Annotated in this window: 22 protein-coding genes and 1 tRNA gene; 9 read left to right on the top strand and 14 right to left on the bottom strand. The window is 67.1% G+C overall.

Going from position 1 to position 24,444, the window contains the following annotated elements; translation table 11 throughout:
* Positions 1 to 28: 28 nt before the first annotated feature.
* Positions 29 to 1,549 (bottom strand): FAD-dependent oxidoreductase, encoded by a 1,521-nt coding sequence (locus WHH00_RS15495; RefSeq protein WP_406634150.1) that lies wholly within the window; start codon positions 1,547 to 1,549, stop codon positions 29 to 31.
* A gap of 178 nt (positions 1,550 to 1,727) precedes the next feature.
* Between WHH00_RS15495 and WHH00_RS15490 the strand changes: the two genes are divergently transcribed.
* On the top strand, positions 1,728 to 2,201 hold the full coding sequence (locus tag WHH00_RS15490) for a DUF4383 domain-containing protein (RefSeq protein ID WP_406634148.1): 474 nt from the start codon (positions 1,728 to 1,730) through the stop codon (positions 2,199 to 2,201).
* A 95-nt stretch (positions 2,202 to 2,296) separates the two neighbouring features.
* On the opposite strand, the gene WHH00_RS15485 is transcribed toward WHH00_RS15490, so the two are convergent.
* Positions 2,297 to 2,647, bottom strand: a complete 351-nt coding sequence (locus tag WHH00_RS15485) for a DUF4232 domain-containing protein (protein ID WP_308192128.1) — start codon at positions 2,645 to 2,647, stop codon at positions 2,297 to 2,299.
* On the opposite strand from WHH00_RS15485, the gene WHH00_RS15480 reads away from it, so the two are divergent.
* Positions 2,640 to 2,948: a hypothetical protein gene (locus WHH00_RS15480; protein ID WP_406634146.1), complete on the top strand. Its 309-nt coding sequence runs from the start codon at positions 2,640 to 2,642 to the stop codon at positions 2,946 to 2,948. The genes WHH00_RS15485 and WHH00_RS15480 overlap by 8 nt on opposite strands.
* Positions 2,949 to 3,107: 159 nt before the next feature.
* On the opposite strand, the gene WHH00_RS15475 is transcribed toward WHH00_RS15480, so the two are convergent.
* Both WHH00_RS15475 and WHH00_RS15470 read right to left on the bottom strand, forming a co-directional pair.
* A complete protein-coding gene (locus WHH00_RS15475; protein WP_406634144.1) occupies positions 3,108 to 3,848 on the bottom strand; it encodes a YcnI family protein in 741 nt (246 codons plus the stop codon).
* A gap of 78 nt (positions 3,849 to 3,926) precedes the next feature.
* Complete coding sequence (locus WHH00_RS15470; protein WP_406634142.1) at positions 3,927 to 4,553, bottom strand: hypothetical protein; 627 nt, start codon at positions 4,551 to 4,553, stop codon at positions 3,927 to 3,929.
* A gap of 201 nt (positions 4,554 to 4,754) precedes the next feature.
* Between WHH00_RS15470 and WHH00_RS15465 the strand changes: the two genes are divergently transcribed.
* The 3 genes from WHH00_RS15465 (at position 4,755) to WHH00_RS15455 (ending at position 7,297) form a co-directional block, all read left to right on the top strand.
* Positions 4,755 to 5,102, top strand: a complete 348-nt coding sequence (locus tag WHH00_RS15465) for a hypothetical protein (protein WP_231457083.1) — start codon at positions 4,755 to 4,757, stop codon at positions 5,100 to 5,102.
* A gap of 195 nt (positions 5,103 to 5,297) precedes the next feature.
* The gene (locus WHH00_RS15460) at positions 5,298 to 6,515 is read left to right on the top strand and encodes an NRAMP family divalent metal transporter (protein ID WP_406634140.1); all 1,218 of its coding nucleotides are present in this window, start codon (positions 5,298 to 5,300) and stop codon (positions 6,513 to 6,515) included.
* Positions 6,512 to 7,297, top strand: coding sequence for a putative hydro-lyase (locus WHH00_RS15455; protein WP_406634138.1), 786 nt, complete (start codon positions 6,512 to 6,514; stop codon positions 7,295 to 7,297). Before WHH00_RS15460 ends, WHH00_RS15455 begins: the two co-directional genes overlap by 4 nt.
* Positions 7,298 to 7,409: 112 nt before the next feature.
* Here WHH00_RS15455 and WHH00_RS15450 read toward each other — a convergent pair whose 3' ends face one another.
* The 10 genes from WHH00_RS15450 to WHH00_RS15405 form a co-directional block, all read right to left on the bottom strand.
* Positions 7,410 to 8,108, bottom strand: coding sequence for a GntR family transcriptional regulator (locus WHH00_RS15450; RefSeq protein WP_406634136.1), 699 nt, complete (start codon positions 8,106 to 8,108; stop codon positions 7,410 to 7,412).
* 32 nt (positions 8,109 to 8,140) lie between these two features.
* The gene (locus WHH00_RS15445; RefSeq protein ID WP_406634134.1) at positions 8,141 to 9,877 is read right to left on the bottom strand and encodes an acetyl/propionyl/methylcrotonyl-CoA carboxylase subunit alpha; all 1,737 of its coding nucleotides are present in this window, start codon (positions 9,875 to 9,877) and stop codon (positions 8,141 to 8,143) included.
* A gap of 2 nt (positions 9,878 to 9,879) precedes the next feature.
* Positions 9,880 to 11,589, bottom strand: coding sequence for a 5-oxoprolinase/urea amidolyase family protein (locus tag WHH00_RS15440; protein WP_406634132.1), 1,710 nt, complete (start codon positions 11,587 to 11,589; stop codon positions 9,880 to 9,882).
* A complete protein-coding gene (locus WHH00_RS15435; protein WP_406634130.1) occupies positions 11,586 to 12,344 on the bottom strand; it encodes a LamB/YcsF family protein in 759 nt (252 codons plus the stop codon). Before WHH00_RS15435 ends, WHH00_RS15440 begins: the two co-directional genes overlap by 4 nt.
* A 182-nt stretch (positions 12,345 to 12,526) precedes the next feature.
* Complete coding sequence (locus tag WHH00_RS15430; protein ID WP_406634128.1) at positions 12,527 to 14,272, bottom strand: thiamine pyrophosphate-dependent enzyme; 1,746 nt, start codon at positions 14,270 to 14,272, stop codon at positions 12,527 to 12,529.
* 43 nt (positions 14,273 to 14,315) lie between these two features.
* Positions 14,316 to 15,857, bottom strand: coding sequence for an amino acid permease (locus tag WHH00_RS15425; RefSeq protein WP_406634126.1), 1,542 nt, complete (start codon positions 15,855 to 15,857; stop codon positions 14,316 to 14,318).
* A gap of 84 nt (positions 15,858 to 15,941) precedes the next feature.
* Complete coding sequence (locus WHH00_RS15420) at positions 15,942 to 16,874, bottom strand: glutaminase (RefSeq protein WP_406634124.1); 933 nt, start codon at positions 16,872 to 16,874, stop codon at positions 15,942 to 15,944.
* Positions 16,871 to 18,475 carry a PucR family transcriptional regulator gene (locus tag WHH00_RS15415; RefSeq protein WP_406634122.1) on the bottom strand — a complete coding sequence of 535 codons (1,605 nt, stop codon included), beginning with the start codon at positions 18,473 to 18,475 and terminating at the stop codon, positions 16,871 to 16,873. Before WHH00_RS15415 ends, WHH00_RS15420 begins: the two co-directional genes overlap by 4 nt.
* A gap of 635 nt (positions 18,476 to 19,110) precedes the next feature.
* Positions 19,111 to 19,482, bottom strand: a complete 372-nt coding sequence (locus tag WHH00_RS15410) for a hypothetical protein (protein WP_406634120.1) — start codon at positions 19,480 to 19,482, stop codon at positions 19,111 to 19,113.
* 168 nt (positions 19,483 to 19,650) lie between these two features.
* Positions 19,651 to 19,740: transfer RNA gene (locus WHH00_RS15405), tRNA-Ser, on the bottom strand.
* A 163-nt stretch (positions 19,741 to 19,903) separates the two neighbouring features.
* On the opposite strand from WHH00_RS15405, the gene WHH00_RS15400 reads away from it, so the two are divergent.
* The 4 genes from WHH00_RS15400 to WHH00_RS15385 all read left to right on the top strand — a co-directional run bounded on the left by WHH00_RS15400 (position 19,904) and on the right by WHH00_RS15385 (position 24,434).
* Complete coding sequence (locus WHH00_RS15400) at positions 19,904 to 21,700, top strand: DUF222 domain-containing protein (RefSeq protein WP_406634118.1); 1,797 nt, start codon at positions 19,904 to 19,906, stop codon at positions 21,698 to 21,700.
* A gap of 216 nt (positions 21,701 to 21,916) precedes the next feature.
* Positions 21,917 to 22,948 (top strand): dehydrogenase, encoded by a 1,032-nt coding sequence (locus WHH00_RS15395; RefSeq protein WP_406634116.1) that lies wholly within the window; start codon positions 21,917 to 21,919, stop codon positions 22,946 to 22,948.
* 3 nt (positions 22,949 to 22,951) lie between these two features.
* Complete coding sequence (locus tag WHH00_RS15390; RefSeq protein ID WP_406634114.1) at positions 22,952 to 23,350, top strand: 6-pyruvoyl trahydropterin synthase family protein; 399 nt, start codon at positions 22,952 to 22,954, stop codon at positions 23,348 to 23,350.
* A 4-nt stretch (positions 23,351 to 23,354) separates the two neighbouring features.
* Positions 23,355 to 24,434 carry a glycosyltransferase family 4 protein gene (locus WHH00_RS15385; RefSeq protein ID WP_406634112.1) on the top strand — a complete coding sequence of 360 codons (1,080 nt, stop codon included), beginning with the start codon at positions 23,355 to 23,357 and terminating at the stop codon, positions 24,432 to 24,434.
* Positions 24,435 to 24,444: the final 10 nt, after the last annotated feature.

Here is a 24,444-nt window from a genome sequence, read left to right as displayed (position 1 = left end):
GACACTGATGCCGGACGCCTGCCCGGGCTCACCCCTTGCCCGCGGACGGAAGGTCCTTGGTGGCTGGCCCCTCTAGGAGTTTGCCGTCGCTGCTGAAACGGGAGCCGTGCAGCGGGCAGTCCCAGGTCAGTTCACTGTCGTTCCAGTGCAGGATGCCGCCCAGATGCGTGCAGACGGCGGAGAGCCTGCACGTGGTGCCGTCGACGGTGGAGACGGCCACCGGTTTGGGTCCCTCGCTGTACACCTTGCCCTCGCCTTCGGCCGGAACCGCAGGGGCGGGCGCATGCTCCTTCTTGTCCTTGCGCAGGCCTTCTGCGGCCACCTGTCCCCATCCGGAAGCGAGCTTTGCTGCCACGCCGGCGTTAAGGGCGACGGCGGACAGGGCACCGGAGGGCGAGGTGACCCTGCGGTGGATGGTGTCCGCCCAGGGAACGTTTCCGCCGAGGATGTCGGCGGAGATGCCGACGGCGGCCGCCACCGCGTTGGTCATGCCCCACTTGCTGTAGCCGGTGCCGAAGTGGATGTGGCCCCGGCCCCGCGGGAACCTGCCGAAAAAGGGCATGAGGTTGGTGGGGATGTAGTCCTGCGCAGACCACGTGTGGGTGGCAACGGCGCCGGGGTAGTGCTGTACCGCCCAGTCCAGGAGGCTGCCAAGATGGTGTTTTTCGGACCTGGCCCGGCCCACGTGGTGCCCGTGGCCACCCACCAGGAGCAGCCGCCGGCCGTCCGCCTCGTAGTCCCTCAGCGAATGGGTGGGCTGCTCCACGGAAATGTACATGCCCCGGGGAGGAGCCTGGTCCTCCTGCAACTGCAGGGCTGCCGCGTAGGAGCGGCTGGGCTTGAGCTTGGCGAAGTACAGCCCCCGGTCCAGCACGGGAATGCCGGTGGCGAGCACCACCTCGTTGGCTGTGACGGTGCCGTGGTCGGTGTGCACGGTCGCCGGCCCGCTGCCGGTGACGTCCTGCAGCCGCACGCCGCCCACCAAGGATCCTCCCCGGCCCCGGATATCGGACACCAGCGTCTCCAGCACCCTCACAGGGTGGATCTGTGCCTGGTCCGCCAAGCGTACGGCACCGTGGACGGGAAACGGCAGGCCGGCGTCGCGCACGTATTCCAGGTCCAGCCCGGCCGTGGTGCCGGCACTGACTTCCTCGCGGAGCTTTTCCGTCCCCTGGGCGGAGGCTGCATAGGTATAGGCGTCCCTGCGCTGGTACGGCACGCCGTGTTCGTCGAGGTACCGCAGGAGCCAGGCCTGGCCCTCCCGGTTGGCATCCACGTATGCCTGCACCTGGCTCTGGGAATACTGGCGGGCGAGCTGTGAGAGGAATGTCCCCTGGAGCAGGCTGACCTTGGCGGTGGTGTTTCCGGTGGTTACGGCACCGGGGTACCTGGCCTCCAGGACAAGCACGTTCTGCCCGGAGCGTGCCAGCAAAAGTGCGGTCACCAGGCCGGTGAGTCCCGCACCGGCCACCACGGTGTCGTAGGTGCCTCCCGGCTCGAACGGATCAGTTGTGAACGGTTCCCTGCGATCCAGCCAAATGGACGTCATCCCTGCTCAGCCTGCCTTCGCTCCAGGGCCAACGGCCCAGTTTGTGATGGGTCTGTTATGAACCCCAACCCAGATACAGCGCATTTGCTAAGTATACTTACGATGTCGGGGATTAAGTCTATGGTCAGGTGGCAGCCCGGCAGCCAGTGAACATAAACGACAAACATCAGGAGAAGTCATGACAAGCATGAGTTCCGACGGCCGCACACTAGGCCGGACCACCATCCAAACAGCAGCCCTTGCAGTGGGAGCTGTCTTCCTTCTTGTGGGCATCCTGGGGTTCATTCCCGGTATCACCACCAACTACGAGACCCTGGGTTTCGCCGGCCATGAGTCCGAGGCGCTCCTGCTGGGCATTTTCCAGGTGTCGATCCTCCACAACATCGTGCACCTGCTGTTCGGTGTGGCCGGTATTGCCATGGCACGCAGCGCAGCCCAGTCCCGGAACTACCTCATTGGAGGCGGCGCCGTCTACCTTGTCCTGTGGATCTACGGCCTGCTGATCGGCAAGGACACGGCGGCAAACTTCGTGCCGGTAAACACGGCGGATGACTGGTTGCACTTTGTCCTTGGTGTCGCCATGATCGGGCTGGGCGTCGCCCTGTCCCGCGGCACGGCCCGCACAGGCCGGACCACCACGGCCACCAGGTAACCCGGGCCCCGACAGGTCCCACAAAGAAACTGCAGGCGGTCCGGCATCTTGCCGGGCCGCCTGCAGTTTCTTTGTGGAGTTGCGTCGCCGGGGAATCAGGCGGGCTGGAACGGGCTGATTGTCAGCAGCGTAATCGCGCCGTTGCTGCAGGCCCTGGTGGGCTGGGGAAGGAACAGGGAATCCGTGTCCTCCGGCGGATAGATGCGGTAGCCGGCCGCGTCCACCATGGCGCAGTCGGAGTAGTTGCCGGCCTGGGTGTAGCGCAGCACGGCCGTGCCGGTTTGCCCGGGGGCAAGGAGGACGTCCGCAACTGCCGTTGATTCGTCGCGGACCGCAGGTGCGCCAATGGGAGCGCCGGCAGCATCAGCAGTCAGGGACACCCCGGCATAACCGCGGAGGATGCACGGCCCGGTGCCGGTGTTGGTGAGGTTGAGCTTCATGTACACGCTGCCGGCTGCTCCGCCTCCTGACGCGTCGGTGGCCGCCGTGAGCCCTGAGGCCTTGCAGAGGGCGGGATCTCCCGGTGCGGGAGCCGCGGAAGACGTGGACGTACCGGTGGCCGACGGCGTCGCAGACGGCGTTGGCGCCGCGGACGTGGTGCCCGGGCTGGCTGGGCTGCTGGCAGAGCCGGTGCCTGTGTTTGCCGTGGTGGGCTGCGCTTCTGGCTGGCTTGGCCCGCAGGCACTGAGCATCAGTGCCGCCGCCGCGGCCGCCGTGGACATGACCAACCCCTGGAAAATTCGCTGAGACCTCATGGCACCACCTTCGCGGCAGCAGGTGCCCGCGTCAACGCCGCAACGGGCCGCCACGGCATTTTGATGCCCGGATCGTGATGATCCGGGCATCAAAAGCGGCGGCTTCGGCTGGGCTGGGCCTCCTTTGGTGCGGCGTTGCGGGGCTGTGGCCCTACTTCGCCGCGGGTTCTGCCGTGCTGCGCCGTGCTTTGCTGCGCACCAGTGCCGTACCGCCCAGCACCAGCCCGCCGACGCCCGCTGCCAGGCCGGCCCAGCTGCGCGCTTCCGCCCCGCCATCGGTGACAGCCGAGGCCTGTTCGGTGGAGTGGGACGCGGCCGCAACTGCCCCGTGGCCGCCAGTGCTCGCCGCTTCCGTCACCGTGACTGACGGCGCGGGCGTCTTCAGGGAACGGGGGTCCTGGCCGTCCGCCGGAATCTCGGACCAGTCCGTCTGGCCTGTTTCGCAGGTCTGCAGGGTGGGGAAGTAGAGCGTCGTCCCGGCCGCGTCGGGCAGCTTCGCGGAGAGGACCAGGGTGTCCCGGAGCTGGTGTTCCAGGGGCGCCTTGGCGGTGTAGACGATCTGGCTGGTCCGCTTGGTGATCGAGGTCCCGTCCGCGAGCTTCTTCGGTTCAGCGAGCTGCTCGGTCACCTTCTCCACGGTCCAGTTCGGGTTGACCGTCGGCTGGGCATCGTTCAGCTCTGCGGGCAGCGTGATGGCCACCTTGGTGGTGCCGGATTCTTCGCAGCCGTGGGGAACCGCGAACGTGAGCAGGGCTGAGGAATTGGCCGAGGTTTTGTCCGGCGTGACCCCGACGTGGGCGGCGGCACCGCCCGCGGCTGCCAGCAGAAGCGCCGCGGCGCCTCCGGTTGCTGCTGCCGCTGCCAGGGAACGTCGAAGGAGGGAGGTATGCATGGGTTGCCTTTCTGGCGCACGCCCGGGTACGGGGGTGCTAAAAGTTTGTGGGCCCGGTGCCGCAGGACGCGGAGCGGGTTAGGAGGAAAGCACGACGGCGGAAGGCGGGCCGCGCCGGCTGTCCTGCCGCAGGTTGCGCCAGGGACGCAAAGGGACGGCGGCAGGTGGAAAAGCGACGACAGGCGGGGTGCCGTCGTCGCACGTCACTGGCTGGGGGAGCGCAACCAGGGGCCGAAGCCACGCGGCAAGGGCCCACAGCGCAACCTCGCCTTTGGCGAGCAGCAGTGCGGACGCCAGCGTCGCCAGGATATGAGCAGAGAGCATCAGGGGCCCGGCTGTTTCCGCGGCCCCGGCCAGATGATCCACTGCCGGGGCCAGGATCCCGGCTCCGGCAAAGTGGCTTTCATGGGGCGCCGCGGTACCGGAACCTTGATCCGTGCCGGAAGAACTGAAGGCCGAGAAGACCTCATGCAGGGCCAGCTGCCCGCCGCCCAGGAGCGCCGCCAGCGCGGGAAATCCCAGGCGCAGCCGCGTTGCGGCGGTGCTGCCCAGAGCGGTCAGGGACAGCACGGCCAGCATGATGGCGGGCGCCGGGAGCTCCCCGCCGGCAGCAAGGTGTGCCCCTGCGGCAAGCATCAGGATGACGGTGGCCACGGCCGTGGCACGGAGGAGGTGGAAGGGCGTACGGGGACGATGCGCCGGCACGGACGGTCCCCCTCCCCATGACGGAACGGGCAGCGGACAGCGGCGCCGTTTTGAATGATGGCCGTTCAGATTCTACCGGTGGGAGGGGCTGCCCCGCGCTCCGGGGGCGGCCGGTGCGGCCCCGCCCGAGGGCTATGTACCGCCCATTCGGGTCCGCGTAGACTGCGAGCGTAACTGCCAGGCGATCTTGAGGAGAAGTTCATGGACTACACCGGAAGCCAGTCAGAAAAGTCCGTCCCCGCCGGTGAGCTTGACCGCGGCCACGTGGGCCACACGGTCAGCTTCCAGCCGAACGAGTTCACCGTTGTGTTTGGCAAAATCGCGGGGATAGCCCGCACCGAGGCCATGGTTTACCTGTCCCTGGATGGCGTCTCCGGCGGCACGCACCTTAAGGATGAGTACGATCTCCCGGTTGGCCATCCCGTATACCTGCAGGTGGATGTCATCTCCAACGCGGAGTCCACCATCAAGGACCTGTTCGGCAAGGTGCAGGAGAACCTCCGGGGCTCGGGGCACAAGGGCGGCGAGGAACGGACCGACCGCCTGTAGCTGCCCGGCCTCCGGGCGCAGTTGGGGAGGGAAAGGCTGGGATCCGAGGGTCCCGGCCTTCTTTCGTCGTATGAGGAAACCGACGATCAAGCCGAAAAGTTGTTCAACAATACCTTGCGCTGATTGTTCAACAACCTGTATCGTCATTCAGGACGACCACTGTGACTCCAGTCACCCTAAGCAATGGACGGACCCATGGCAGACACCGGCATAAAACTGAACCTGAGCTCCTCGGCTCGGCGCACAGCCCTCATGGGGGCGATGTTCCTGATGGCCACCAGCGCCATCGGGCCCGGCTTCATCACGCAGACCACAGTTTTCACGGCCCAGATCGGTGCGTCCTTCGCGTTCGCGATCCTGGCCTCGATCCTCATCGACATCGCCGTCCAGATGAATGTCTGGCGCGTCATCGGTGTTTCAGGCCTCCGCGCCCAGGAGCTCGGCAACAAAGTCATCCCGGGTATCGGCTGGTTCCTTTCCGGCCTGGTGTTCCTCGGCGGCGTCGTGTTCAACATCGGCAACATCGCCGGAACAGGACTTGGCGTCAACGCGATGATGGGCGTTGATCCGAAGGTGGGCGGGCTGGTATCCGCGGTCGTCGCCATCCTCATTTTCGTCAGCAAGAAAGCCGGAATGGCACTGGACCGCATCGTGGTCCTGCTGGGCGCCGTCATGATCCTGCTGATGATCTACGTTGCCATCGTCGCCGCCCCGCCGCTCGGCGAGGCCCTGAAGAATACGATCCTGCCGGAGACGGTGGACTTCCTCATCATCACCACCCTGGTCGGCGGAACCGTGGGCGGCTACATCACCTACGCCGGTGCGCACCGCATGTTGGATTCCGGCGCCACCGGGGTCAAGCACGTCAAGGAGATCACCCGAAGCTCCATCCTGGGCATCATGGTCACCGGCCTCATGCGGGTCCTCCTCTTCCTGGCCATCCTCGGCGTCGTGGCTGGCGGCACGGTCCTCAGCAGCAACAACATGGCTGCCGAAGCGTTCGGCGCCGCAGCGGGCGAAATCGGCCTCCGGATGTTCGGCGTGGTTCTCTGGGCCGCCGCCATCACCTCGGTGATCGGAGCAGCGTTCACCTCCGTCTCCTTCATCACCTCGTCCCGCACTCCCGAGCGCAAGCGCAACCTCATCACCGTGATCTTCATTGCCGGCTGCGCCACCGTGTACGCCTTCCTGGGCCAGGCACCGCAGCAGCTGCTGATCTTCGCCGGCGCCTTCAACGGGCTGATCCTCCCGGTTGGCTTCGCGGTTCTCCTCTGGGTGGCCTGGCGGCGCCGGGACCTGCTGCACGGCTACGTGTATCCCAAGTGGCTGCTGCTCATCGGCGTCGTCACCTGGTTCGTCACGCTGTTCCTTGGCTGGAACTCCGTGATGGGCCTGGCGAAGCTGTGGTCATGACCAGCCGCGCGTCCATCCTTCCCGCAGAAGCCCGGGAGGCCTTCCGCGCCGGACTCGTGGAGCCGACGTCGGGCTGGTCCCGCGGCTATGCGCAGGCGAACGTTCTGTCGATTCCGCGTGAGCATGCCTTCGACCTGCTGCTGTTCGCCCAGCGCAACCCCAAGCCGTGCCCCATCCTGGGCATCCTCGAACCGGGCCAAACAACCGGGCCGCTGCTGGCCGGCGGGGACATCCGCACGGACGTCCCCAAGTACACCGTCTATAGGGACGGCGAAAAAGTGGACGAACCCACGGACATTACCGGCTACTGGCAGGACGACCTGGTGACGTTCCTGATCGGCTGCTCCTTCACCTTCGAGTCTGCACTGCAGGACGGCGGCGTCCGGATTGCGCATATCGACCAGGGAGTGAACGTGCCCATGTATCGGACCAACCGGCCCTGTGCCCCGGCAGGAGCAATGGCCGGGCCGATGGTGGTGTCCATGCGCCCCGTGCCGGCGTCCCAGGTTGCGGACGCGGTCCGCATCACCTCGCGCTACCCTGCCGTCCACGGCGCCCCGGTCCACGTGGGCAACCCGGAAGAGCTGGGGATCGCCGACCTGGGGCGGCCCGACTTCGGCGACGCCGTGGAGATCGCGGCTGGCCAGATCCCGGTGTTTTGGGCCTGCGGGGTGACGCCGCAGGCGGCAGTGATGCAGTCGCGGCCTCCGCTGGCGATCGGCCATGCGCCCGGCCACATGCTGATCACGGACGCCCGGGACAGCGACTACCTGGTGCCGTAGGCGCCGCTGAGCAAAACGTGGTGCCGTAAGGCGCTGCTTACAGACAACCTAAACAACAAATGTGGGGCAGGAGAAATCTCCTGCCCCACACTTGTGTGTTCCGGCTGTGTGCTTATCCGGCGCGCTGCCCCATCCCGGACCGGCGGTCCTGCTCCGCGCCCAGGTGCACCAGAAGTTCCGCCTCGGCCTCGTCCAAGTAGGCGCGCAGCCCCTCTGCAGCCTCCTGGCGTTCGCCGGCGCGCAGTTGCTTCACCAGCGTCACGTTGCGGTCCACGTAATGGCTGTGGAAGTCCGGTGCTGAAGCCATGGAGTGGAACACCAGCCGCATTTCGGCCAGCACCCGGTCCATGAGTTCCTGCAGTGAAGCGCTCCCGGTGAGGGCAACCACGGCCCCGTGCAGTGCCTGGTTGGCGTCGGCCATGGCAGGCACGGATCCGCTGTCCCGGGCCTGCTGCGCCCGCTCCACGATGGCTTCCAGCCCGTCCAGCACCTGGGGCGTCAGCTCGCCCCACAGGACGGCGGCAGGCTCGATCATCCGCCGGACGCGGTAGATTTCGCGTACTTCCGCCACGCCGGGCGAGGCCACAAAGACGCCCCGGTTTGGAATGCGCGTCACGATGGATTCGCCGACGAGGGTGGTGAACGCCTGGCGCAGGGTGTTGCGGGAAACGCCCAGCGCTGCGCACAGCGGCTCCTCGGACAGCTTGGAGCCCGGGGTCAGTTCACCTGCGGCGATGCGGGTGCGCAGCACCGACGCGATCCAGGCCGTGGTGTGTGCGTGTTCGGCTGTACCGTCTGCCGGAGTGTTCATTGGTTTCCCCCATTCCCGTTCGACTAACGATGCTAGCCGACAGTACCCAGCACTTCGCCGCGGGCCACAGCGGCGCCCGGTTCCTGGCCGCCGCGCCGGAAGGTGCCGGTGGCAGAGGCAACCACCACGGTTTCCATCTTCATGGCCTCCAGAACGGCAACAGGTTCCCCGGCGCCAACCCCGGCGCCGTCACCGGCCACCCACTTGACCAGGTTCCCGCCCATTGGAGCGGTGACCTCGCCGTCCGCGTCGGCGGCCTCCGGGCCGGAGGAAGGCTCGACGGCGGCGCCTCCGCCATGGAGGAGGGCGTGGAAGACCTTGGCGGGCAGCCCGAGCTGGACGGCCTTCCCGTCGATTTCGACGGTCAGGGTTTCCCGCCGGGCCACGGGGCCCTGGGCGCCGCTCTGCAGGGAGGCAGCCAGGCGGCCGGCGAACTCGGTCTCAATCCAGGTGGTGAACACACCCAGCCGGTCCGCGCCGGTGAAGTCGGGATCGCGCACCACCGCGCGGTGGAACGGAAGGACTGTGGGGACGCCCTCGATCCGCAGCTCGTCCAGGGCGGCACGGGCGCGGCGCAGGGCCTGCTGGCGGTCCTCGCCGTGGACAATCAGCTTGGCCATCAGGGAGTCGTACTCCGCGGGAATGACGGAGCCGGACCGGACGCCGGAATCGACGCGGATCCCGGCTCCAGTGGGCGCCTCGAAAATGTCCACCGGCCCGGGGGCCGGGAGGAAGCCCCTGCCGGCGTCCTCCGCGTTGAGCCGGAACTCGAACGCGTGGCCAGTGGGCGTGGGGTCCTCGGTGACGGACACCGGCAACCCGTCGGCAATGCGGAACTGCTCCCGTACCAGGTCCAGCCCGGACGTCACTTCGGTGACGGGGTGCTCCACCTGCAGGCGGGTGTTCACTTCTAGGAAGGAGATCACGCCGTCGGGGGCCACCAGGTACTCCACCGTGCCGGCGCCGGTGTAGCCGGCCTCGCGGCAGATGGCGCGCGCGGACTCGTGGATCCGGCTGCGCTGTTCCTGCGTCAGGAAGGGCGCCGGGGCCTCTTCCACGAGCTTCTGGTTGCGGCGCTGCAGTGAACAGTCGCGGGTGCCCACCACCACCACGTTCCCGTGGGTGTCGGCCAGGACCTGGGCCTCGACGTGCCTGGGCCGGTCCAGGAAACGCTCCACAAAGCACTCGCCCCGGCCGAACGCCACGGTTGCCTCACGGACCGCTGAGTCGAAGGCGTCGTCGATGTCCTCCATCCGGTGCGCGATCTTCAGGCCCCTGCCACCGCCGCCGAAGGCCGCCTTGATGGCCACGGGAACACCGTATTCCGCGGCGAAGGCACGCACCGCGTCGGCGTCCGGCACCGGGCCGTCGGAACCGGGGACCAGGGGAGCGCCTGCACGGACCGCGATTTCGCGCGCGGTGACCTTGTTGCCCAGGCTGCGGATCGCGTCCGGCGAGGGGCCCACCCACGTCAGTCCGGCGTCGAGCACTGCCTGCGCAAAGTCCGCGTTCTCGGAAAGGAATCCGTACCCGGGGTGGACGGCGTCGGCGCCGGACCTGGCGGCGACGGCCAGGATTTTCGGGATATCCAGGTAGGTCTCCGAGCTGGCAGAACCACCCAGCGCGTAGGCCTCGTCGCTGAGGCGCACGTGCAGGGCGTCCGCATCCGGGTCCGAGTACACGGCCACGGATACCAGGCCCGCGTCGGTGCAGGCGCGGGCAATCCGGACGGCAATTTCACCGCGGTTGGCGATCAGGACTTTTTTCATCGTTACTTCTTTCGCGTGCTCGGGAGAGGGGCCAGGGGCTGCAGCGTTTCGGGGTCCACTTCCACAAAGCGCAGGGTGGCACCCGGGGGAAGCTGCGCTGCGGCAGGAAGGTCTTCGGGAATAACGGCACCGATCACGGGATAGCCCCCGGTTACCGGATGGTCGGCCAGGAACAGGACAGGAAGGCCCGACGGCGGGACCTGCAGTGAGCCGGCCACGACGCCTTCGCTAGGGAGTTCTCCCTCCCGTGCCCGTTCCAGCGGCGTGCCGGCATCCGCGCCGGGCGTCGCCGACCCGGTGCCGAGTCGGACGCCGATGCGGTTCGATTCGGCGGTCACCGTCCACACCTGCCCGGTGAGGGCCTCGAGGGAGCGGGGCGTGAACCAGTCGTGGCGGGGGCCCGTGGTGATGCGCAGCACCACGGGCTTGCCGCCGGCGCCTGAAGAGAGGTCTTCCGGCAGGGCAGGCGGTTCGGCGTGGCCCACTGCCCGGGCGCTGTCCACGGCGCCGACGGGCAGCACCGTTCCGGCGGCCAGCGGGGCCGGGCCGATGCCGGACATCAGGTCGGTTGAGCGGCTCCCCAGCACAGGAGGAACATCGATCCCGCCGCGGACGGCGAGGTAGGTGCGCAGGCCTTTTTCCGGCACACCGAGGTGCAGGCTTTCGCCGTCATGCAGTGGGAAGGGGGCGTACAACGGCGCCTGCCTGCTGACGCCGTTGCTGTTGGGGCCATCGCTGCTGCTGCCCTGGCTGCGGATGTCCGCCGTCGTGGCCGCACCGCTGAGGGCAACCGTGAGTTCGCCCACTGCCTGGACGGAAAGGCCGCCCATGACGTTTTCGATGACGGCGTCGGTGGGCAGGTTTCCCACCAGCCGGTTCGCCTGGCGCGCGCTCGCAGTATCTGCAGCGCCGGCGGGGGAGACCCCCAAATCGCCCAGGCCCGGGCGCCCGAGGTCCTGGATGAGGGCCTGCGGCCCTGGTGAAAGGACCTCCAAGGCAGGGCCTGCGGGAACAGGCGGCTCCGCAGCTGCAGCATCGGCCTGGCTGCCCTCGGCCTGGTTCGACTCCGCCCAGCCCAGTTCGATGAGTTCGCGCACCGCGACGTACTGGACGGTGGTGCCGGGGCGCACCAGGGCAGGCTGCTCGCGCTGGAGGTCCCACATCCGGGTGGCGGTATGCCCGATCAGCTGCCAGCCCCCGGGTGACCGCCGTGGGTACACGGCGGAGAAGTTGCCGGCCAGGGCCACCGATCCGGCAGGCACGGCGGTACGCGGGGTGCCGCGGCGGGGAACGTTCAGGGCGTCCGTTTCCCCCACAAGGTAGGCGAACCCGGGCGCGAACCCGCCGAAAGCGGCAGTCCACAGCTGGCCGGTATGGGCGGCGACGACGCCCTCCGCCCCCATGCCGGTAAGTTCGCCCACCTCGGCAAGGTCCTCGCCGTCGTACACAACCTCAATGTGCACCGGCTTGTCCGCGGGGGCCGCGGCGCCTGCCGGCATGCTCCCGAGCCGTGCCAGGTGCCCGCGGGCCTTGCGGGCGCTGGCGCGGGAGTCGAAGACAACCAGGACGGTCTGTGCCGCGGCGAGCACATCAACCTGGCCCGCCACGGGATCCTCCCTGAGGCGGGAGTGCAGGGACAGCACTGCGTCAAGGGACTCCAGCTCCAGGAGCAGCGCCCGCGGCCCGGCCCAGCGGATCTCCGGGGAACTCACACGAAACTCCTGATGTCCACGCCGGCTGCTTCCAGTTCGCGGCGGACCGCGGCTGCCATGGAAACGGCGCCGGCGGTATCGCCGTGAAGGCAAATGCTTTCGGCGGAGGTCTTGATGGTGGATCCGTCCCTGGCAACGATGGTGCCCTCGGTGGCAAGCCGCACCATGTTGGCCGCAACAACGTCCTCGTCATGGAGGACGGCGCCAGGTTCGCGGCGGGACACCAGTGTTCCGTCCGGGTTGTAGGCGCGGTCCGCGAAGGCCTCGGCCACTCCGCGCAAACCGGCGGCCTCGGCAGCGGCCAGCGCCACCGAACCCGGCAGCAGCAGCATCGGCAGGTCCCCGCCGAAGGCCTTGACCGCATCCACCACTGCCTGCGCCTGCTCCTGGTGGGTCACGATGGTGTTGTACAGCGCGCCGTGGGGTTTGACGTAGCTGATCCGGCCGCCGGCTGCCCGGGCAATCCCTTCCAGGGCGCCCAGCTGGTACAGCACGTCATCTGCGAGTTCTGTGGGGGAACAGTCCAGGAAGCGGCGGCCGAAGCCTGCCAGGTCGCGGTATCCCACGTGCGCGCCGATGCTGATGCCAGCGGCGACGGCGTCGCGGCAGGTCCGGGCGATCGTGGACGGATCACCGGCATGGAAGCCGCACGCAATGTTCGCGCTGGAGACGGAGCGGAAGATGGCGGCGTCGTCGCCCATGGTCCAGTTGCCGAAGGATTCCCCGACGTCGCTGTTGAGGTCAATGAAGGCCATAGTGATTCTCGTCTCGTTGAAGTGGTCTCTTTAGGATGCATGAGAATCACAGATTGTTCAACAATATTGGCCAAATTGGTGCGCAGCACCTTCGCGGCCGGGCATTCCCGGCCGCGCACCCAACAGGAGGAGCGGAGGAAGGGGGAACCTCCGCCGTCGTCCGCTCCTCCTTGCGTTAGGGCTCAGTAAGCCTTGACGCGTTGCTCCACCACGAGGTGAACCAGCGCAAAGACGCCGTCCCGGTCAATCGCCGCAAAGGCGGCGTCCAGCGCCGCAGGAACGTCCCTGTCCTCGGTAACAGTGATGCCGAAACCGCCGAAGGCCCTGGCCATCAGGCCAAAGTCGGGATTCCTCAGTTGGGTCCCGGAGACGCGTTCCGGGTAGTGGCGCTCCTGGTGGGTGCGGATGGTGCCGTATTCCTGGTTGTCCATCACCACCACCAGCGGGGTGGCCCCGTACTGGGCGGCGGTGGCCAGTTCCTGTCCGTTCATCAGGAACTCGCCGTCCCCGGCAATGGTGACCACCCGCCGTCGTGGTTCAGCCAGGGATGCCGCGATGGCTGACGGGACGGAGTAGCCCATGGAGCCGTTGCGGGCGCTGATCATGGAGGCGTAGCGGCGGGTGGGGAAATACCGGTGTGCCCAGTTGGTGTGCTCGCCTGCGCCGAAGGTCACCATGGCATCCTCCGGCAGCCGCGGCACCAGGTTTGCCATCAGGGTGTCCATCCGCGCCTGGCCCGCCGCAGGGGCCGCCGGAGGCAGTGCGGCGAACCTTTGCTGCTCGGTCCGCATCCTTGCCGTCCAGGCCTTCCATTCTTCCTTCACCGGCAGGCTGATGCCGGCGAGGTCGCGGACGAAGGCTTCGGGCTTGGCCAGGATCTGCCGGGACACCGGGCCGGACCGGCCACGCAGTGACGGGTCCGGCGTGACCAGGAAGTTCTGCTTGTTCCAGTCCTGCCGGCAGAGAAACCCGTCCGTGATGACGTCCCCGGGAACTGTCCCGACAAAGACCAGGAGATCGGTTTCCTCCAGGAGGTCGTAGGTGGGGCGCGGACGGCCGTAGCCAATGGGGCCAACGTAGGAGGGCGAGTCGAAGGACACGGTTCCCTGCGTGCGCCATTCAGCCGCCGCCGGGATGTGGTGCCGCTCCAGCCATTCCGTCAGCTGGTCCGCTGCTTCCTGCGTCCAGTCGTTGCCGCCGGTGACAAAGAGCGGCTTTTTCGATTCCGCCAGGGCAGCTTCCAGCGCGGCGGCGTCGGTGTTGCTCATTCCGCCGGCGGCAACGGGGATGGCGGGGTGCAGGGCCGGGTCAATCTGCTGCCGGATGATGTCCTCCGGCAGGCCCACCACCACCGGACCCGGCCGGCCGCTCATGGCTGCGAACATCGCCTCGGCCACGATCTCGGACGCCCGCTCCGCATGGTCGAGGACCATCACGCGCTTCGCCCCGGTATCGAACCAGGCCTTGATGTCGAACTCCTGGAATGCCTCACGGTCGCGGTGCGCGAACGGGATCAGGCCGACGAACAGCAGCATGGGGGTGGAGTCCTGCCATGCGGTGTGCAGCCCAACGTGGGCGTTCGCGGCGCCGGGCCCGCGGGTCACCATGGCGATGCCCGGGCGCTGGTTCATCTTTCCGTCTGCCTCGGCCATGTAGGCGGCGCCGCCCTCGTGCCGGCAGACGATGGTGTCGATGCGGGAGCCGTGCAGGCCGTCCAGCACGTCCAGGAAGCTTTCTCCCGGAACCACGTAGGTGCGTTCCACCCCGTGGGCCACCAGCGAATCGACAATGACGTGCCCGGCGGATTTGAGTACGGGCGGGGCGTCGGCCGTGGGCAGGGGAGGCCGGCCTGGCTGTATGCCGGCTTCTGCAGGGCGTGCGACGGCGGTTGGCAGGGTGGGGGATGTTGCTTCGGTTTCCGTTGTCATGGGCTTTCTTTGGCGGTTCGGACGGCTTTGGTCAGGGTTGTTCTTATCTGAAGGTGTTGGCGGGTGGGTTGGCGATCACGGGGGAGATTCCGGTGTGGCCTTCGCGGGTTTGGGCGATTTCGCGGATGCGGGTGCGGCAGGCGTACCAGCCGGCGACCATGAGGGCGGAGGCGATGGCGGTGACGAGCATGGTGAGGGGGGATTCGATGAAGACCATGATGAGGACGCCGGCGAGGAAGAGGAGGGAGAGGTAGCCGGTGTAGGGGGCGCCGATCATGCGGAAGGAGGGGCGTTCGAGCCAGCCTTTGTTGGCCCAGCGGTGGAGTTGGATTTGGCACAGGACGATGGTTGCCCAGGTCATGATGATGCCGACGGAGGCGACGTTGAGGACGATTTCGAAGGCTTGGGCGGGGACGAGGTAGTTCAGGGGGACGCCGAGGAGGGAGACGCCGGCGGTGATGGCGATCCCGCCGTAGGGGACGCCGGCTTTGTTCATGCGGGAGGCGAACTTGGGGGCGGAGCCGTTGACGGACATGGAGCGCAGGATCCGGCCGGTGGAGTAGAGGCCGGCGTTGAGGGAGGACAGGGCGGCGGTGAGGACGACGAGGTTCATGATGACGTCCACACCCTGGATGCCGATGGAGCCGAAGAACGTCACGAAGGGGCTGACGCCTTTTTCGTAGGAGGTGTAGGGCAGCAGCAGGGCCAGGAGGATGACGGAGCCGACGTAGAACACGGCGATGCGGAAGACCACGGAGTTGATGGCCTTGGGCATGATCTTTTCGGGGTTTTCGGTCTCGCCGGCGGCGGTGCCGACCAGTTCGATGGAGGCGTAGGCGAACAGGACGCCCTGCATGAGGATGATCATGGGCAGCAGGCCGTTCGGGAAGACCCCGCCGTTGTCCGCGAGGAGACTCAGGCCGACCTGCTGGCCGTCCACGGGGGTGCCGAAGATGACGAAGTAGGTGCCCACGATGAGGAAGATGACCAGGGCCGCGACCTTGATCAGGGCGAACCAGAATTCCATTTCGCCGAAGACTTTCACCGAGACCAGGTTCAGCGCCAGGACCACGACCAGGGCGATCAGGGCCCAGGCCCATTGCGGGACCGCCGCCATCCAGGGGATGTAGTTGCCGAAGAAGTTCATGTAGAGGGCGGCGGCGGTGATGTCCACGATGGTGGTGGTGGCCCAGTTGATCCAGTAGAACCAGCCGGAGACGAACGCGGCTTTTTCGCCGAAGAATTCGCGGGCGTAGGAGACGAACGAGCCTGAGGAGGGCCGGTGGAGGACCAGTTCGCCCAGGGCCCGGAGGATGAGGAAGGCGAAGAACCCGCACACGGCGTAGGCGATGACCAGGGACGGGCCCGCTGCGTTGAGGCGGCCGCCGGCGCCCAGGAACAGGCCGGTACCGATCGCGCCGCCGATCGCGATCATCTGGATCTGCCGGGGCTCCAAATTCTTGTGGTAGCCCTTGTCCTCGGCATGCAGCGCCGATTCAGAAGCATGGGCATGACCGCCGTCAATGACGTGGTCCGGTGCAATATTGGGGTCCTGTACAACCTCGTCATTGGGGTTGATGGGCATAGTTGATCCTTTCGATACGGAGAAGATCCTGCTGGTTGGGGGAGGGTGGGAGTTTCAGTTGCGCGTGGGCTGGAAGCTCGTGGGTTAGAAAACGGACCAGCCGGTGCGGTCCGAAAGATCTGCGAGGGCGGCGGTACCGGCCAGTGAGTTGCCTTTGGTGTCCAGCCGCGGACTCCAGACGCAGATGGCGCACTCGCCTGGAACGATGACAAGGATTCCCCCGCCCACCCCGCTCTTCCCTGGGAGGCCCACACGGTAGGCGAACTCGCCGGCGGCGTCGTACATGCCGCACGTCAGCATGATGGAACCGACGCGTTTCGCATTGCTGGGGGAGAGCACGGGACCCAGCGTTCCCCGTCCGGCCCGGGCCAGGAACAGCCCGGCCTTGGCCAGGTCGGCGCAGGTCATCATGATGGAACACTGGCGGACGTAGTTCTCCACCACTGCTTCGGCCGGCTGGTGCAGGTTGCCGAAGTTTTTCAGGAAGTGGGCCAGTGCCAGGTTCCGGCTGCTGTTGGCCAGTTCGCCGGCTGCCGCTGCCTCGTCGATGTAGGGCCCGCTGCTGGCAGCCTGTGCGGTGAGGAACTGCAGGAGCCGGGTGGCGGCGTCGGGCGCGTTGTCCATCAGGTGGTCCGTCACCACCAGGGCGCCGGCATTGATGAAGGGGTTCCGGGGGATGCCATGCTCCACTTCCAGCTGGACCAGGGAGTTGAAGGGCGTGCCGGAGGGTTCGCGCAGGACCCGGTGCCACAGCGATCCTGAGCTGTCACCGCCAAGGGCCATAGCCAGGGTGAAAACCTTGGAGATGCTTTGGATGGAGAAGGGAACGGCCGCATCGCCGGCGGCGAAGACTTCTCCGGATGTGGTGGCCACGGCGATGCCGAACCTGTTGAAGGGGACCGCTGCCAGCAGGGGGATGTTCCCCGGGATGCTGCCTGCTTCCCGGTCCGGCCGGTGGCGGAGGACGATGTCCTCGAGGAGCGCTCCCAGCGGCGGTGCCTGGAGTGTTGTTGTCATTTCCTGCCTGAAAGTTTGTTGGAAGGGGTTCCGGTCCACGCCTGGACGTGGAGCAAGGCCACCAGTGCGTCGCGGGGGTTGCTGAAGTCCAGCCCGGTGACGCGCGAAGCCTTGCTGATCCGGTAGTAAACGGTGTTTTTGTGCAGCTGCATCCGGCGCGCGCAGACTGCCACGTCAAGCGAGGCGTCAAAGTACGCCCGCAGGGTTTCGGCCAACTCTCCGTCCTCCCTCAGCAGCCGCGAGAGGCTGCGGTGGCGGAACGTGGAGGTCGAGAAATTCCGGACTGCCTCCCGGAACAGGATCTCGCCCTCGAAGCCGTCCACCGTGCCTACAGACGTATCCCCGGCCTGGCCCACGCAGCTTAGGAGGGCCTCGGTCAGGCCGGTGACCGAGTGGATGGACAGCAGGTCCGGAACCACCGGGCCCACGGCAGCAAAGGGGCTGATGCCCAGGTGCTTCCGCGCGTCCTTGATGATGGACTCCGCGAGGCTTCGCAGCCCGGGTTCGGCCGCGGCAGACTGCAGGCCGGGAATGATGACGGCGGTATCGCCCTTGAATTGGCCCACCACGGCGGACGCTTTGTAGGCGGCGGCGTGGATGGATGCCAGGTTGGCGAGTTCGCCGTGCTTCAGTGCGGCGTCATCGGCCTGCGCGTCAGCCTCCGACATGCCAACCAGGATCAGGGCGGCCGGGCGCTCCGCCGGGAGTTTTTCACTGTGTGCGCTGGCCGCGGCCTCCTCGGGGCCGGACAGGATCCGCGCCACGCGGTCTTCCCGCATGTGCACGGACTGCTGGTTGCGGTACCGGATCAGTTCGGCGGACGTACGTGCCGCAGAACCCTTCAACACGTGGTCGACGTCAGGCCCGAACCCCGCCCCCGTCTCCTGGAGCCAGATGTAGCCCATGATGCGGTCGCCGGCAAAAAGTGTGATGGCCACGCGTTCGCGCAGCCCGTCCTGCGGCCGGGCCGGAACCCGGACGGGCAGGCGGGTCCCGTGCAGTTCGCGGTACGCGCCAAGGTCCTTGAGCAGCAGCTCGTATTTGCGGGGGCCGCGACGCGCCAGGATGGAGGCCTTGCGGAGTTCGTCAATGTCGTTGGAGACGGTGGAGTAGGCCAGCACCTTGTTGGCCGCGTCCTCGATGACCACGTGGCTGGACGTGAGCCTCGCCGTCGTTTGGGCGATGGCGAAAAGGTCCTCTTCCAGCAGCGTGAGCACTTCACGCTGGTAGCTCGGCGGCTGGATCCTGTCCTTTGCAATAGAGAGCAGCCGGTCCCAATCCGCGCCGGGGTCCACCAGCAGCAGGCCCGTACCGGCATCGCGCAGGAGTTCCTCGGCTTCGGACAGCTCCTCCCGGCTTCCCTTCACGGCCACCACCGGGGGAGGGCTCTTCTTCAGGAGCCGGCGCAGCGCCGGCAATGCTGACCGGCCGCGGACCCCGATCAGCAGGACGAAGGCGGCTGCGGCGTCGGACGTTTCATCCTCTGCGTCCACGATCAGGAACCGTTCAATGGCGGGGCTGGCCGACGCCGGCCGCAGGACCAGGGTGGCGAAACCCAGGGGGAGATCCGCAAGGATATCGTCCACCGTCACCGCAGCCATGAGTGTCCTTCTGCATCGATCGCACCGGACGGCTCTGTCCGGTCAACTCATGGTATCCAGCGGGAATTGGCGGAAATATGGAAGAGGACCCAAAACTTACGCGGCTTTTTCAGCCCGCCGCCCAAATCACCGGGTGCGCACCGCAGCCGTGGAGCCGCGGAGTGTCGGGTCAATACACCTGGGCTGAGTCCACGCCTGCCGTCCCGGGGCACTTTGGCGCGGACACGCGGGGAAACTAGCGGCCGCCGTCGTGCGTCATGCCCAAAGTGCCCCCGGACGGCGGGCACTAAGACAGGAGAAAGCCGGGCCCGTGGCCGGGACGCCGCGGGAACCGCGGCCCGCAACCCGATCGACGACGGCGGGCAGCGGCCCGGCGATGACCGTCGGGTCCGCAGCACCCAAGTCGCCCAACGCCAGCAGGACGGCGACGGCGTTCCATCCCTTACTCCCAAGCGGGTTGCCGCAGCCTGCGTCAGGGTCTTGCAGTTGGCGGAGGACGCTCTTTCTGAATAGCTCTACAAATAGCTGAACGTCAGGCCTGGACACTGTCCCGGGCCTGAGGTTCCTCGGCCGCCGCTGCCTTCCCGCCGTCGTCCACCCGCCTGCGGGCTGAACCTGTCAGGTGGGTGAACTGGTTAATTGGCCGATGTGCCCGTTTGGCTGTAGAAGCGACCGAACCGCTGGAGGTACAGGAACATTCCCAGGAAAGCGATGACCCCCAAGAGTGGCCCGGCCCAAATGGCAACCGGCGTGCCCCGGACAAGCAGTGCCCCGGCTCCGAGAATGCTTCCTGCCACACCAACACCGGGGCTGGCCGTGGCAAGCGTGCCTTGGATCTTCCGGCCGACTTGGCGGTACCGGAGGCTGTGCAGGACAACGAAGAGGATGAAGGCTCCGCCCATGAGGAGGGGCCAGGGCCAATCTGCCATTGCTGCAACGCTCAGTGTCAGCCCGTACGTGGCGGCCAAGGCCAGCCAGTAGTTCCTTGCGGTCGTTTTGGTACTCATCGGCATCCCCCTGCGACGTCCATGCGGTAAAACATACCTGCCCCGCCGCGGAGTTCGCCCGCGCTGGTGGGCACGTGAACGGCAGCGCCCGTGGCCAGTGCATCCCGTTGAGCGCAAAGCAAAAGGCCCTGCCTTCCTCAGTTCTCAGGAAAGCAGGGCCTCGCTACGTGGCGGTGACGGTGGGATTTGAACCCACGTTGGCTTTTACACCAAACAACATTTCGAGTGTTGCACCTTCGGCCGCTCGGACACGTCACCAACCTCAATAGGGTACCGGAGCAAGGCGCGCATCCCCAAAACGGGATTGGTGGGAGGGGCTCCCGCTGGCCACCCGTGAGGGCCTGAAAAGATTTTCAAAATTCTTTTTAGCAGGGGTCCACTGAGCCCCTTAAATGTCAGACCCTCCCATGAGGATGGATTCATGGAAGGCAATTCGGCGGTGGTGGAGGCGGAGGCGGTGGTTGACGCTTCGGTGGCTGCTTTTGCGGCGGTGCTCGCGGGCGGCGGCACGGCTGTTTCCGGTCATGGCGCCGCTGGGCCTGATGCCGGCGCTGGCGGGGCTGATGATGATCCGTTGCAGCGGGTTGCTGATGGGGCGTTGGATGTTCTGGCCGGGGTGGCCCGGTCCGAGGCGAAGCTGGCGGCGTTGAAGGCGCAGGCGGTTCAGGTGCTCGCTGCCGCCACGAGCCTGCTGAACGGTCCGCCGTCCTCACCGCATGAGGCCACGGCCCAGGAGCGGAGCCTGGTGGCCGAGGTGGGGTGTGCGCTGGTGATCGGTGACCGTGCCGCCGGTGCCCTGCTGGCCGAGTCCCACGCCCTGACCACGTCGCTGCCCCGGACCCACGCCGCGTTGGGGTCCGGGACGATTTCCTGGGCTCATGCCCGGGAAATGGTGAACCAGGCCGTCGGTCTTGACCGGGCCGGGGCAGCGGCCCTGGAGAAGCACTTCCTGGACCCGGACACCCCCAGGCCCGCCGGAGCGGCCACGATCGGGGAGATGCCCGCCTACCGGTTCAAGGCCAAGGCCAGGACCTGGCGCGAACGCCACCATCCCGAATCGATCGAGAAGCGCCACGCCAAGGGCGTAGCCGACCGGCGGGTCGACTACCGGCCGGACCAGGACGGCATGGCCTGGCTTTCGGCCTGCCTCCCCGCGCACCAGGCCATGGCGGGCTGGAACCGGCTCAACGCCCTCGCCCGGGCCGCACAGGGACCCGACGAGCCCCGCACCCTCACCCAGATCCGGGCCGACGAGTTCGCCGAAGCGATCCTCACCAGCGGCAGCAGCCGCGGCACCGGTCGCGGTAATGGAGACACTTCCAGCCTCCATGCAGGCAACAGCGACTGGGTGAGTACAGGCAACGGCGACGGGTTGGGTACCAGCGACGGGGCGGGTGCAGGGATGGATCCCGCCGGGCTGTCGTCGGCGGTCCGGGCGCAGGTCCTCGTCACGGTCCCGATAGTCGCCCTGATGGGAGTGACCGATGAGCCGGCCATGCTCGACGGCTTCGGGCCCATCCCGCCGTCCATGGCAAGGGACCTGGTCGCGAACGGTGCCGATTCGTTCCACCGCGTCCTTGTCGATCCGCGGGACGGGGCGCCGCTGGAGATCGGGCGGACCAGCTACCGGGTCACCAAAGCCATGCGGAACTGGCTGCGGATGCGGGACGGCAAATGCCCCTTCCCCGGCTGCAACAACAACTCACTGGATAACGAGGCCGACCACCTCCTGGCCTGGCAGCACGGCGGCACCACCGGGATCAGCAACCTCGGACAACCCTGCCCGAAGCACCACAAACTTCGACACAGCAGCGGGTGGACACCAACACCAGCCACCCACAACGAACCACCCGGCTGGACCTCACCGTCCGGCCGGGACTACAAAAGCGAACACCAGGACTGGGAGCCACCCCACTGGCCCGAATCTGTCCTGTCCGCCATGCCGGCGGGGTTGAATCCGGGGGAGCATCACACCGGGCAAGCCCCCGGCGTACTGCCCTACCCGCGGATGCCCGCTGCCCAGGCCTGCCCTGCCGCAGACCTCCCATACCTGGAACCTCCACCGGAGGAACCTGACGATGACAACCTCATAGACCTGGACGACATACCCGCGGACGACCCCCTATGGGACGACTTCTACGCCCTCCCGCCCGTCCTGCCCCAGGACCCCATGAGTGACTGGGACCCCATCAGGGACCGGGACCCGGCACTGACCTAGCCGGCACCAAATGCCCACAGACACGGGCAGCCCAGCGCACGGGGGTCAACAGCCCTGGGTCGGGAAAACCACCCAACCTCAGACCGGGTCGGGAAGACGGCCCAAACAAACCGAATTGGGGAGGTGGTCCAAGCACAGCCCCAAAGCCCAGGAACCCGAACCAGGCAATGGCCAACTTTTGCGGTCCACGCCGGGCGGGCTAGATTCATCAGCAAGATGACTAATCAAACCAGTCCCACGCACGCAACCGCCTACTGGACGACGGCCAAGGAACACGGCGAACTCCGTACCGAGGACCTTTCCGCCCCCGGCCCAGGCGAAGCCCTGGTGCGCACCCTCTATTCCGGCATCAGCAAAGGCACCGAGATGGTGGTCCACGCTGGCGCCGTCCCGCCGCGGGTAGCCGAAGAGATGCGGGCACCCCGCCAGGAAGGCGAGTTTCCAGGGCCGGTGAAGTTCGGATACCTGTCCGTGGGTGTTGTCGAAGAAGGTCCGGAGGGGTGGACGGGGCAGCGGGTCTTCTGCCTCAACCCCCACCAGGACCGCTACGTGGCGTCCATCAGTTCACTCACGAAAATTCCCGACGACGTCCCGTCCCGCCGGGCCGTGCTGACCGGAACCGTGGAAACCGCGGTCAATGCGCTGTGGGAGGCCGGCCCGAGGCTCGGTGACCGGGTTGCGGTAGTGGGCGCAGGCCTCGTGGGCGGCATGGTGGCCACCCTGCTTCGGACCTTTCCGCTGGAACGCCTGCAGCTTGTGGACCTGGACCCGGGCCGGAAGCAACTGGCGGACACCCTGGGAATAGACTTCGCCCACCCGGATGACGCCCTCGCCGACTGTGACATCGTGTTCCACTGCTCCGCCTCCCAGGAAGGCTTGGAGCGCAGTCTGCAGCTGGTTGGGGACGAAGGGGACGTCATCGAAATGTCCTGGTACGCCAACCGCCAGGTAACCCTGCCGTTGGGTGAGGACTTCCACGCCCGGCGCCTGTCCATCAGGGCAAGCCAGGTGGGAGTGGTGGCACGAGCGCGCCGGCACCGCAGGACGAACGCCGACCGCCTGAACCTCGCAGTATCGCTGCTCAAGGATCCGGTATTCGACGCCTTCCTGACAGGTACTTCGCCGTTCGACGAACTCCCTGGCGTGGTGCAGGACCTCGCCCATGGCAACCTCGAAGCCTTATGCCACGTCATCGAGTACCCCGGCGCCGAAAACTCCAAGAATCCAACCCGAGAAAACCAGAGGTAGTCCATGTTCAGCCTGACCGTACGGCGCCACTTCATGATCGCCCACAGCCTCCCGCGCGAGGCCTTCGGCCCGGCCCAAGCCCTGCATGGGGCAACATTCGTCGCGGAGGTGAGCTTCCGCCGTCGGACGCTCAACGAGGACGCGATTGTCCTGGACATCGGCGCCGCCGGCACCATGATCGAGGAGGTGCTGGCAGGCCTGAACTACCGGAACCTGGACGAGCACCCGGACTTCGCCGGCAAGCTCAGCACCACCGAGGCGCTTGCGGAATACATCGCGCAGTCCGTTGCCGAAAAGCTGAAGGATGATCCCGACGGCGGCCAGCTCACCGGAATCGACGTCACCCTGCGCGAAAACCCGGACGCCTGGGCCACGTACACGCTGGACCTCCCAGTCGCCTGATCCCATGGATCGCATCCGGTTGCTCGTTCCCGGCAACATCCACCATCATTCCGGTGGAAACATCTACAACGCACGGCTGGTGGAGGGGCTGAAAACGCTGGGAGCCGCCGTCGACGTGCTCCCCGTCGACGGCTCCTGGCCCTACGCCAGCGCCCACGCCCGACGCCGGTTGGGCAACCTCTTGGGGGCGTGGGAACAGGTGACTGAAGCGGAATCAGAAAACGCGGTAACCCTTGTGGACGGGCTCGTCGCCATGGGCGCACCGGATGAAATGGAATTCGCGGCCAAGGCCGGACGCAAGACATGGGTGTTGGTACATATGCCTGCCCCGGCACGTCTGGAGCTTGAAGCACGGTCCCTCCGGGCTGCAAGTGGCGTGGTGTGCACCAGCACCTGGGCCAGCAAAGTCCTGGAAGAACGTCACGGACTTCATGGGCTCGAGGTTGCCCTTCCCGGCACGGACCCGGCGCCGCTGGCCCACGGATCCACTCCGCCCCACTTGCTTACGGTGGCCGCGCTGCTGCCCAACAAGGACCAGTTGCTGACGGTGTCCGCCCTGGCGATGCTTCAGGACCTTGACTGGACCGCATCGCTTGTCGGATCAGACCAGGCAGACGGGGACTACGCGCAAAGAGTTAGAGCGGCAGTGAGCACGCACGGGCTGGACGGACGGATCCTTTTCACCGGGGAGCTGACTGGCGAGGCACTGGAGAACGAATGGCGTCGCGCGGACCTCAGCCTCCTGGTGTCCCGCGCCGAGGCTTTTGGCATGGTGGTTACCGAATCACTGGCGCACGGAATCCCGGTGGTGGTGCGCGGCGGGACAGGCGCCGTTGAGGCCTTGCGCCTGGGAACAGCGGGGAAGGACGACGACGGCGGCACGCTTCCGGGAGCGAAAGTTGCCTTTCCGTCGGATGATGATCCTGCGAACCCCGCCATGCTCGCCCAGACCCTGCGGCGCTGGCTGGAAGATGCCGGGACCAGGGATGACTGGCGGGCCCGGGCGCTGGATGCACGGAGCAGGCTGCCGGGCTGGGAGCAGCCAGCGGCCCGCGTGCTGGCCGTGATCAGGCAGGTTCACTGACAGCCCCAGG

It is taken from the genome of Pseudarthrobacter quantipunctorum, assembly GCF_045291495.1.
Taxonomy (GTDB): Bacteria; Actinomycetota; Actinomycetes; order Actinomycetales; family Micrococcaceae; genus Arthrobacter; species Arthrobacter quantipunctorum.
Note: the sequence above shows the minus strand (reverse complement) of the source record. Positions and strands in the feature narration are given on the sequence as shown.